The organism is Bacillus altitudinis 41KF2b, from assembly GCF_000691145.1.
Taxonomy (GTDB): Bacteria; Bacillota; Bacilli; order Bacillales; family Bacillaceae; genus Bacillus; species Bacillus altitudinis.
This window is the reverse complement of record NZ_ASJC01000001.1, coordinates 426,459-438,236: the sequence shown is the minus strand read 5'-3', so window position 1 is coordinate 438,236 and position 11,778 is coordinate 426,459. Positions and strand designations below refer to the sequence as shown.

8 protein-coding genes are annotated in these 11,778 nt (G+C 40.2%); all 8 read right to left on the bottom strand.

All coding sequences use genetic code 11. From position 1 onward, the window contains the following. Window positions 1–30: 30 nt before the first annotated feature. The 8 genes from murB to BA79_RS02235 all read right to left on the bottom strand — a co-directional run bounded on the left by murB (window position 31) and on the right by BA79_RS02235 (window position 11,775). Window positions 31–942 (bottom strand): UDP-N-acetylmuramate dehydrogenase, encoded by a 912-nt coding sequence (gene murB, locus BA79_RS02270; RefSeq protein ID WP_007499764.1) that lies wholly within the window; start codon window positions 940–942, stop codon window positions 31–33. Between the two features lie 30 nt (window positions 943–972). Beyond that, a complete protein-coding gene (gene murG, locus BA79_RS02265; protein ID WP_008344982.1) occupies window positions 973–2,067 on the bottom strand; it encodes an undecaprenyldiphospho-muramoylpentapeptide beta-N-acetylglucosaminyltransferase in 1,095 nt (364 codons plus the stop codon). A gap of 198 nt (window positions 2,068–2,265) precedes the next feature. Then, window positions 2,266–3,366, bottom strand: coding sequence for a stage V sporulation protein E (gene spoVE / locus BA79_RS02260; RefSeq protein WP_007499768.1), 1,101 nt, complete (start codon window positions 3,364–3,366; stop codon window positions 2,266–2,268). A 59-nt stretch (window positions 3,367–3,425) separates the two neighbouring features. Further along, window positions 3,426–4,772, bottom strand: a complete 1,347-nt coding sequence (gene murD / locus BA79_RS02255) for a UDP-N-acetylmuramoyl-L-alanine--D-glutamate ligase (protein WP_370539203.1) — start codon at window positions 4,770–4,772, stop codon at window positions 3,426–3,428. Between the two features lie 9 nt (window positions 4,773–4,781). Continuing rightward, a complete protein-coding gene (gene mraY / locus BA79_RS02250; protein WP_007499771.1) occupies window positions 4,782–5,756 on the bottom strand; it encodes a phospho-N-acetylmuramoyl-pentapeptide-transferase in 975 nt (324 codons plus the stop codon). A 136-nt stretch (window positions 5,757–5,892) separates the two neighbouring features. Continuing rightward, window positions 5,893–7,368 carry a UDP-N-acetylmuramoyl-L-alanyl-D-glutamate--2,6-diaminopimelate ligase gene (locus tag BA79_RS02245; RefSeq protein ID WP_035700663.1) on the bottom strand — a complete coding sequence of 492 codons (1,476 nt, stop codon included), beginning with the start codon at window positions 7,366–7,368 and terminating at the stop codon, window positions 5,893–5,895. A gap of 211 nt (window positions 7,369–7,579) precedes the next feature. Then, window positions 7,580–9,499, bottom strand: a complete 1,920-nt coding sequence (locus BA79_RS02240; RefSeq protein ID WP_035700661.1) for a stage V sporulation protein D — start codon at window positions 9,497–9,499, stop codon at window positions 7,580–7,582. A gap of 125 nt (window positions 9,500–9,624) precedes the next feature. Further along, window positions 9,625–11,775: a penicillin-binding protein gene (locus tag BA79_RS02235; protein WP_035701069.1), complete on the bottom strand. Its 2,151-nt coding sequence runs from the start codon at window positions 11,773–11,775 to the stop codon at window positions 9,625–9,627. Window positions 11,776–11,778: the final 3 nt, after the last annotated feature.

Genomic DNA, 11,778 nt, shown 5'->3' with positions numbered 1-11,778 from the left:
CGTGATACCATCATTCATAAGTAGTAGCCTTTAATTTGCTTCACCAATAATTTCTACTTCTGTATGCATCTCTACATTGTAGTCATCTTTGATTTTCTTTTGAATGTACTGAATTAAGTCGAGCACATCTTGAGCCTTTGCCCCACCAGCGTTGACAATAAAGTTTCCGTGCATATCAGAAATTCTAGCCCCGCCAATCTGATATCCTTTTAAATTCGCCTTTTCTACAAGCTGTCCTGCATATTCAGGTAATGGATTTCGAAAAATACTGCCGGCGCATGGTTTATTATACGGTTGTGTTTCCTTACGATAATCTTTATTTTGCTGCATTTTCTTTGTGATTTTCTCACGTTCGTCCTGTTTAAGCTTGAACACTGCTTCGAGAACAATTCCAGGGCGTTCCTTTTGAAGCACAGAAGTTCGATAGCTAAAGTTCATTTGCTCATTAGTTAACCACTCGATCGTTCCATCTTCAAATAAGACTCTCGCTTTCACAAGAATCTTGCTGATGTCAGATCCATGTGCCCCTGCGTTCATATAAACAGCGCCACCAATAGAACCTGGAATACCAGCTGCGAATTCCAATCCTGACAGCCCCTGCTTACTAAGAGACGTAGCAAGTCTTACAACTGAATAGCCTCCGCCAACTGTAATTTCTTCATCATTGACAGTTAAGTGATCAAGCCCAGCACCCAGCTTTAAAACGACCCCGCGAATTCCTTTATCAAGAACAAGTAAATTGGACCCTCTCCCAATGACCGTCCATTGAGTATCATGTTTTTTCACCTGATCCATAATTGTTTTGACAGCATCGACATCTTTAGGGATGACTAATAGATCGGCCGGTCCGCCTATTTTCATTGTCGTATGATTTGCAAGCGGTTCGTTTTCAAGTACTTTACCAACTTGCGCTTCTAATAATTCATTCTTCAAGTTCTCCATATTACCCTCCGCCTTACCTCATATCATTCATCATGAAGTCGTAATTTCTTTTAACACATTATATAAACGTGTGGCCGCATCTGGTACTCCGAGTTCTTTTGTTAAACGGCTCATTTGATGTAGTTTCTCGTCATTACCAGCAATTTCATCAATTGCATGAAGCAAGCGATCTCCTGAAAGCTCTGATTCTCTTAAAACGATCGCAGCATCATGTTTTTCAAGTGATCTTGCGTTAATTTCCTGATGATTTGCGGTCACGTATGGACTTGGAATGAAGATGGTCGGAATTCCAAGTGCCGTCACTTCAGCAATCGTTGTGGCTCCCGCTCTTGCAACAATGACATCAATTGATTTTAAATACTCCGGCATTTGATGCAAGAAAGGCTTTGTGATCATATTCGGCGCTTCACCTTTTTCTTTTAATTCGTTCAGCACTTTTTCATAATGAACCTCACCTGTAATATATAAAAGCTGATAGTTCTTTGCCTTTAATTCATCTTGCATGTCAATCACTGCTTTATTGATTGGAGCTGCACCTCTGCTCCCGCCAAAAATGAGAACCGTTTTTTTCTTCTCATCCAGCCCGAACTCTTTAAGAGATTTTCCCTCTTTAATAGAGACGACTTCAGAGGCTCTTGGGTTTCCCGTAAAAACAACCTTTTCTGAAGGAAAGTGTTCCTTTGCTTCTTCAAAACAGATGGCTACTTTATTCACATATCTTGCCAGAAACTTATTTGTGATGCCTGGCAGGCTATTTTGTTCGTGAATGATCGTCGGGATTTTTAGCTTAGACGCAGCATAAACAACAGGACCACACACATAACCACCTGTTCCAATAACAGCATCCGGCTTAAATTCTTTTAAATAAGATTTACTTTTTTGGACGCCCTTTAGAAACCTCATCACTGTTTTTACATTATCAAAGGAAAGCTTTCTTTTAAAACCTGAAATTTCAATTGATTTAAATGGGATATTTTCTCTTTCTACAATTTTCTTTTCAAGCCCGTTCTCAGTGCCAATATATAAAAATTCCACATCAGGATGCAGTCTTTTCACTTCTTTAATAAAAGCTAGAGCAGGATAAATATGCCCGCCTGTTCCGCCTCCACTAATAACTATACGCATTATACCATTTCCCCTCAATTTTTTTCTGCTCTGAACAAAGTATAAACCCTGTTTTAAACAACAGGGCTCCGTCAAAACCTGTAAAGAAGAGTCAATCATCATGTTTTCGAAACAGAAACTGCCATTTTCACTCTTCAAATCATTTTTTCATACTTTTGCAAAATAAAAGTCTATATGGTTTCATGAACTATCAGCACATTAATATCTAGCATATCTGCTTACATTCAAAAGTACGCCAATTGCCATCAGCATTAATGTCAGTGATGAACCGCCATAACTTAAGAATGGGAGTGTGATGCCCGTCACAGGGATGAGACCAGTGACAACTGCGATATTAATCATTACTTGAATGGCAACCATTGAGATGATACCCACTGCCAAGAAACTTCCATATAAATCTGGTGCCCCGAGGGCTATTCTAATGCCTCTCCACAATAGAACACTAAAGAGCAGCAAAATGAGTGATCCACCTATAAATCCAAGTTCTTCAGACAATATAGCAAAGATAAAGTCTGTTTGAGGCTCAGGCAAATAGAAGAATTTTTGTCTACTCTGACCTAGCCCCATTCCAAACAGACCGCCTGGACCGACAGCGTATAACGATTGAATAATTTGAAACCCGCTGCCAAGTGGATCCTCCCAAGGATTTAAATAAGATGTAATTCGTTTTATTCGATAGGGTGCTGATAAGACAAGTGCGGCAAATCCGCTAAGCCCTAAAAGACCGAGAAAGATAAAGTGAGCGATTCTCGCACCTGAAACAAATATCATAATAATACAGGTTCCAACCATAACCGTTCCTGTACCTAGGTCCGGCTGCAGCATAATGATGGCAAATGCAGAAAACACAATACCTAGTGCTGGGGCGAAACCTTTACGAAAGGATGTGATATTCTTTTGCTTTTCAGATAAGAATTTTGCAAGAAACGCAATCATCGCAAGCTTCATAAATTCAGAGGGCTGAATACTAAACGCACCGACACCAATCCAGCTTCTTGAACCATTTCTCTCCATACCGATACCAGGAATCAAGACAAGCACGAGGAGGAGAAAACACACTGCAATCAGTATCTTTGACCAAGTCCGCCACGTCCAATAATCGACCCGCATAATGAAAAACATTGCGATAACTCCGATTCCGGCAAACAAAAGCTGTCTTTTTGCAAAATAAAACGAATCATCAAATTTATACGATGCCCACACAGCACTTGCGCTGTACACCATAATTAAACCAATCGTCAATAAAAGTAACGTAATGACAACAAGCAAAAAATCCGGAGAAGTTTTCTTATTCGTCAAGAGACCGACACCCCAAGCATAATTTCATTTGGGCTGTCAGTCTTATGAGAGACAAGCCCTTATTTAAGCATATGCACGGCGTTTACAAACATGTCTCCACGTTCTTCAAATGTTTTATGCTGATCCCAGCTTGCACAAGCTGGAGACAATAAAATCACGTCTTCTTCTTCAGATATGCTAAACGCCGCAGGTACTGCTTGTTCAACATTATCGACATGTTTTACGTGATGTATTCCCAGCTCTTCACCAAGCTTCACAAACTTAGGCGCAGTCTCACCAAATGTAATCATTCCTTTTACATTCTTCATAAAAGGTTTTAATTCATCAAATTCATTGCCACGATCCAGTCCACCTGCTAGTAAAATGGTCGGCTGCTTGAAGGCAGACAAAGCTTTACTTGTTGCCAGTATATTGGTCGCTTTACTGTCATTATAAAATTTTCTATTTTGAATCGTCTCCACAAATTGCAAACGATGCTTCACTCCACTAAATGTAGTAAGAACTTGCGCAATCGCTTCGTTTGAGCAGCCTGCATTTTTTACAACACAAATAGCTGCTAGAATATTTTCTTGGTTATGCTCACCAGGAAGAACAACATCCTTGAGGTCAATGACATGTTCATTCATATAGTAAATGGCACCATCTTTAATAAACGCTCCATGTGCTACCGGCTCTTTAACTGAGAAAAACACTTTTTGCGCTTTCGAATCTTCTGCTAGTTTGACAACAGAAGGATCATCTAGGTTAACCACAGCTATGTCATCTTCTTGTTGATGTGCATACACTTTCTGTTTTGCTTTTTCGTATTCTTCACGCGTGTGATGATAGTCTAAATGTGCGTCAAAAATATTTAATATTAAGCTGATTTTAGGTCTGAATTCAACGGTTCCCATTAACTGAAATGAAGAGAGCTCAGTTACGATCCATTCATCGCCCGCTGCACGCGCGGCAACTTCACTTGCGACCGTTCCGATATTACCTGCTACCAATGTTTTTTGGCTGTCTTTTTTCAACATTTCATAAATCAAAGTGGTCGTGGTCGTTTTTCCATTTGATCCGGTAATCCCAATAAAAGGAGATGAGGTCAAATGATACGCCAATTCTATTTCAGTCCAAACTGGAATTTTTCGGCGAAGCGCCTCTTGAACCATCACATTCTCATAAGGAATTCCAGGGTTCTTAATTAAAATCGTAATTTCTTTATCGTCAAACATACGAAGAGGATGACTGCCACAAATGACATCAATCCCCTTTTCAGAAAGTAACTGAGCAGGCTCGTTTTCTTCAAAAGCTTTTTGGTCATTGACCGTCACGTTTATTCCGTGTTCGTGAAGAATTGAGGCTGCCGCATATCCGCTTTTTGCAAGGCCTAGTACTAGTACATGTTCGTCTTTTAACATTTGCATCCTATTCAATTATAACCACACCTCGATGTAAATTCCTAAAACAGCAAGCAATAAACCAGCTGTCCAGAAGGTGACAACTACTCTCCACTCAGACCAGCCAACTAACTCATAGTGGTGGTGAAGCGGGCTCATCTTAAAGATTCTTTTTCCAGTTGTTTTAAAGGAGATGACTTGAAGGATAACGGATAACGTTTCAACAACAAATACTCCTCCAATAATGACGAGTAAAATCTCAAGTTTCGTTAAAATGGCAATGGCCACGATGGCACCGCCTAAAGCAAGCGATCCCGTATCACCCATAAATACTTTTGCAGGATGCGCATTAAAGACAAGGAACCCAAGGACAGCCCCTGCTACTGCTACCGAAAAGATCGCCACATCATACTGAGATTGATTCCAAGCCAATATAGCAAAAGCTCCGAATGCAATAGCAGCTGTTCCAGATAATAAACCATCAAGTCCATCTGTAAGGTTTACCGCATTAGAACCACCGACAAGCATGAAAACGACGAGGATAAAATATGCCCATCCTAAGTCAAAGCTGACATCTGTTCCTGGAATGCGAATAGTCGTTGCAAACTCATAATAATGGAAGACTGCATAGAAAATCACAGCAATCACAATTTGCCCGATCAGTTTTTGTTTTGATGTTAAGCCAAGATTTCGCTTCATCGCTACTTTAATATAATCATCTAAAAATCCTAATAATCCGTAGCCAAGGGTGACAAATAACAATAAAAACATTTCTGGACTAATCTCAGAGAATTTGTTAATCATCACGATCGTTGTAATTGTAATAGAAAAGATAATCATAATTCCACCCATTGTTGGGGTACCAGATTTCTTTTGGTGAGACTGAGGTCCTTCTTCTCTAATACTTTGACCAAATTTAAGTCTTCTTAAAAACGGAATAAAAATCGGGGATAAAAGAACACTGATTAAAAATCCCATTATGATTGTAAACAATATCACCTGTTCAAGCATTGTTCTTTACTCCTTCCGAATTTCCAAAGCCGTTTTCCATTAGAAAATAGCATTCATTATTATGATATTCATTCGTGTCTTTCGTATGTTGTTTTTGTACAAAATGCTTCATTTCATTACACTCTTTTCATCATTTTTAAGATTTGTTTAGATCTAAAATAGCGTCGGATGCCACCTTGGCATCATCAAAGTCATAGACTTGATCACCAATGATTTGGTACGTTTCATGGCCTTTTCCAGCTATTAAGACTGTATCGCCCTTTTTTGCATTAGCAATGGCAAAAAAGATGGCCTGTTTCCGGTTCACAAAGCTGTGATAATAGGCATTTGGCACGCCATTTTCCATGTCTTTCAAAATGGCTGATGGATCTTCACTTCTTGGATTATCTGATGTAAAAACAGGCTCATCTGCATATTTCACAGCGATTTGGGCCATTTGAGGGCGCTTGGTTTTATCACGGTCGCCCCCGCAGCCAACTACACAGAAAATTCTACCTTCTGTTAATTCTCTACACGTAGTCAGTACATTTTCTAAACTGTCAGGTGTGTGCGCATAATCAACGATGACTGGGAAGTCTTGATCACAATTCACAAGTTCGAATCTTCCTTTGACTCCCTCAAGTTCTTCAATGGCACTAACGATCGTTTCAAACGTTAAGCCTGATACAATTCCTACTGATACAGCTGCTAGAATGTTATACACATTGAATTTCCCAATAAGGGCAACCGTCACATTTTTTGTGCCGATTGGGGTGATCAAATCAAATTGTGTTCCCTTTGGTTTGATTTGAATGTTCTTTGCCATTACATCTGATTCTTGCTCTAAGCCATACGTCATAATTTCAGCAGCTGTGACTTTTTCAAAATAACTAGACGCTTCATCATCTGCATTTAAAATGGCATGCTTCGGCTTATCGTGCTGAAAGGCACTTCCAAGCTGGGAAAAGAGCAAGCTTTTTGCATGTTTATATTCTTCCATTGTGTTGTGGTAGTCCAGATGATCTTGGGTAAGATTTGTAAAGACGGCAATATCATAATCACATCCATGAACACGCCCAAGATGCAAAGCATGTGATGATACTTCCATAATGGCTGTATCTACGTCTTGATCAAGCATCTGCTTAAAGGTCTTCTGAAGGGTGACACTCTCAGGTGTTGTGTTTTTCACTTCGAGAATTTCATCGTTTACCTTCATATACATCGTACCGATTAAACCTGTTTTTTTATCGGCTTTTCTCATCATTTGCTCAATCATGTGTGTTGTGGACGTTTTCCCGTTCGTTCCTGTAATACCAATTAGATTGAGTTTATGAGTTGGCTGTTCGTAAAAAGCATCTGCCATTCTTGCAAGTGCTCTTTGAGAGTGTTTTACAATAATGACTGGTACATCTGTTATGTGAAGTGGGTGTTCTGCTACAATCGCTGCAGCCCCGCTTTTCACTGCTTTTTCAGCGTAATCATGTCCATCTACTGTATAGCCTTTTATACAGACAAAAAGACTCCCTTTTTTCACTTCTCTTGAATCCATTTCAATGGAAGTAATCTCCGGATTTTCGTTTATCAGTTCATTGTTTTCACTTTTAAAGTATGTAAGGAGTTCTTGTAATTTCATTTCATATCAAACCTCTCAAATTCGTTCACGTGCATGTCTTGTGAAAAAAACACACAGTCTATATTTTATCGTAAAAAAAAGGATACATCCAGCGTATTCCTTAAGTTTCTCTTGGAAAAAGCACACTTTATGCTCTTTTTTTAAAGCGACCCTTCTGTTTCAACAAAAAGAGGCAGCCGAATGAGTGCGGCTACCCTCTGTTCATTCTTTATTATTCATCATTTAAGTATAATCGGATCGTGGAACCTTCTTTGACCTTTGTGCCGGCAGCAGGCGATTGCTTCACCACTTTACTGCCAGTTCCTGAAGCATCAATCTTTAGATTAATCAGGAGTGATTCAAGGTCAGAAACAGATCCTCCTACAAGATTCGGTACCTCAATGGTTTTTGTGTCCAGCCATTGGTACTTCTTTTCAATTTGTCCTTTTCTTTTTTTCACGCCCATTTCAGGCAGACTGTCTCGCATAATATGGCCCACAATAGGTGCTGCTACTGTCCCACCAAATTGAATCGTGCCTTTTGGGTTATCTACTGCTACATACACAACAATGCTTGGATCATCCGAAGGCGCAAAACCGATAAATGACACAATATGGTTATTTTCCATGTACTTTCCGTCTTTTACTTTCTGTGCTGTTCCTGTTTTTCCGCCCACCCGATATCCTTCAACGAATGCATTCCGGCCAGTTCCTTGAGCGACTACGCTTTCAAGGGCATACCTGATTTCTTTAGACGTCTCCGCTGAAATGACTTTCTTCTTGGCAATTGGTGATTGCTTTTTTACCACCTCTTTTGTAATTGGATCGATCCATTCTTTTGCAATATAAGGGGTGTAAAGCGTTCCTCCATTTACTGCGGCTGCCACTGCAGCTACTTGTTGAATCGGCGTAACAGATACACCTTGACCAAAGGCTGTTGTTGCCTGTTCTACAGGACCAACACGATCAAGCGGGAACAAAATTCCTCTACCTTCTCCTTGAAGGTCGATTCCTGTCTTTTGACCAAAGCCAAAATTCTTAATATAAGAAAATAATTTATCTTTTCCAAGACGGTCGCCTAGCTCGACGAATCCCGGGTTACAAGAGTTTTGTACCACTTCTAGAAACGACTGTGATCCATGTCCTCCCTTTTTCCAGCATCTGAGCCTTGCGCCATCCACTGTCACAGATCCGCTGTCAAAAAATTGATCACGTTTTAAATTTACTTTATTTTCTTCCAGGGCAGCTGCCAGTGTAATGATTTTAAACGTCGATCCTGGCTCATATGTGCTCCACACCGGTAAGTTTCGGTTAAATACTTTTGGATCAACTGATTGATAGTCAGCCGGATCAAAGTCAGGTCTGCTCGACATTCCCAGCACCTCACCATTTTTCGGATTCATGGCAATGGCAATCATGCCATCTGGGTTATATTTTGCCTGGGCATTGTCTAGTTCTCGTTCGATGATGGTTTGCACTTTTGAATCAACTGTTAATTTCATATCAAGCCCATCTTTAGGCGGTGTATAATCATCTGCTTCATCTGGCATTTTTTGCCCTTTTGCATCAGAATAAAATTTCACAGAGCCTTTTTCACCTTTTAGGTCATCATCATAGTACGCTTCTAGCCCAAGTAAGCCTTGATTATCAATTCCAGCAAAACCTAATACATGAGATAAGAAACTTCCAAACGGGTAATGTCTAATGCTGTCCTCTGCTACATAGACTCCATCTAAATCAAGCTCTCTGACTTCTTTTGCTTTTTCATGAGATACTTTTCTCCCCTCTGGGGAAATCCGCTCTATAGACGTTTTCTTGGTGACATGCTTGTACGCTTTCTCCTCAGACATATTCAGCACTGCTGCTAATTTTTTGCTTGTTTCTGCTGGGTCTTTCACCTGCCGCGGCACGACTAAAATAGAGGGAGCACTTTTGTTCGTCGCCAGCTCCACTCCATTTCGATCCAAAATATCTCCTCGTTCTGGTTCAAATGGAAGGTTACGGCTCCATGAATCTTTCGCTAAACTTGTCAGCTTCTCGCCCATAATAAACTGCACATATCCTAATCTAGTATCTATGATGAAAAAAATGATCACCCCAAACAGCAGCACGAAAAGCAATCGTTTTCTCACTGTTACACTTGACACTCGCACGCCCGGTTCACTCCTTACATATGGCTTGTTTTCATCATATGCAGGCTCGTCTTTTTATAGAACGATCTCGTCCATCGCTCAAGCAGAAGAAAAAAACCTAGCAAATGATTTGCTAGGTTTTCAAGTTAATTTGGACTTTTGAAGGTCACTGTGACGACTTTATCTGAAATCTCCGCTCCACTTTTCACGCTTTGTTTGACAGCATATCCCTGTCCATTTGTTTCAATATGCACACCTGAAATAGACGCATATTGAAGAACTTCCCTTCTGGACCAGCCTGTCATATCAGGCATTTTAATGGTTTTCCCTGCTGTTTTCAAAAAGACTTTCTGGCTTTCAGAGAATTCAGAGCCCGCATTTGGCCATTGGCGTTTAATGGATAGACCGTCACCAATGACAACAGGTGATAACTTTTTGTTTTTTGCTTCTGTTTCTGCCTGTTTCACTTCTAAATCTAGGAATGACGGCATTGTTTCTTGTTTTATTTTCTGTTTGCCAGATTTTTTATCGTCTGTTTTTGTTGGTGCGATATTTAAATAGAGCAAACTATTTTTCATCACAGGGTTAAAGATTTCTGAAACAGGGGCAGAGCCTGTTTGTGTTTCAGATAGCTGAGGCTGTTGGACAGCCACATAAACGAGCAGCTTCGGATCATCTTTTGGTGCCATTCCCATAAATGAAAAGACGTAATCGTTTCTCCCTTGAAGGTAACCGCCAGCACCGCCAATTTGTCCTGTACCTGTTTTCCCAGCGACATCAAAACCTTTGATTTGATATGGCTGTCCTGTGCCAATTTTTGAGGAAACGACCTCACCTAAAATGTCACGGACTTGCTTCGCTGTATCAGAAGAAATTGGTTTTCCTGCTACTGTTGGTTCGTGCTGTAAAATTGTTTTGTTTGTGTTCGGGTCTGTAATATGATCGATTACATATGGTTTCATCATCGTTCCACCGTTTGCAATGGCTGTCGCCGCTTCAATTTGCTGAATTGGGGTAATCGCGGACGCCTGACCATAAGCAGTCGATGCTTTGTCATATTCGTATCTGAAATTGATTTTACTAGACGCTTCGTTCGGCAAGTCTATGCCTGTTTTGTCATAGAAATGGAATTTTTGCAAGTATTGTTCGTAGCGTGTGAAACCTAGCTTATCTTTTGCCAGTTTCGCAAAAGCTACGTTTGAAGAACGTAGAACACCTTCATGAAAATCAATTTTCCCCCAGCCATTTCCGTTGTTATGGTCTCTTACAAGACCGCCGCCTACTTTATAAGTACCAGACTGATACTTGTCACTGCCTTGGTACACTCCTTCTTGGATAGCAGCAGCGAGTGTAAAAATTTTCATTGTTGAACCTGGTTCAAATGCGTAAGAAATGACATCGTTGTTATAGTTCGTAATGTCGAGTTCATTTAAATTAAAGCTTGGCCGCTGTCCCATTGCAAGAACTCTTCCAGTTTTCGGATCAACGACTGTCGCAATGATTTTCTTCGGCTTATATTTTTTAGCGACCTGCGTCATACTTTCTTCAAGAAATGCTTGAATTTTTTGGTCGATGGTCAGTGTGACGTTTTTCCCGTCTTTCGGGGCAACGATGTCTTCTTTACTATTCGGAAGTGCCCATCCGCTTCTGTCGCTGTTATATGTTACATAGCCATCTTTTTCTTTCAGATATTTATTCAGAGCCTTTTCTAGACCCATTGCGCCTGACATGTCCTTCGTTGCTTCATCTAATCTAGCGTAACCGATTAAGTTCGAAGCAAACATGCCGTTTGGATAATACCTCTTTGTGTCTTTTTCAAAGGCGATCCCAGGAAGTTTTAGCTTTTCAATTTTTTCCTTTGTTGAAAAACTAATATCCTTTCCGGCTTTACCAAACTCAACTTGGAACGCATCTTTTGTATTCAGACGCTTTAAAATTTCACTCTCACTCATATCAATGACTTTTGACAGCTCTTTTGCTGTCTTTTCTTTGTCAACGACATGCATCGGATGCTTTGGATCGACCGTCATTTTCTTGCTCATGATCGCAATCAGCTTATACACAGATGTATCTTCCGCAATCACATTTCCGTTTCTGTCTAAAATGGACCCTCTTTTGGCTTCAAGTGTTTTTTTCGATTGATATTGTTCATTGGCTTTTGCAGCTAACACTTGTCCATCAACGGTTCCCGTAATCTGAATATAAATAAAACGTGCAAGGATGATAAAGAAAAACAGGGCGAAGCAAATACTCGCAATTGCCGCGCCTCTGTTCATCATTTTATTCTTTTTAGGCATCGC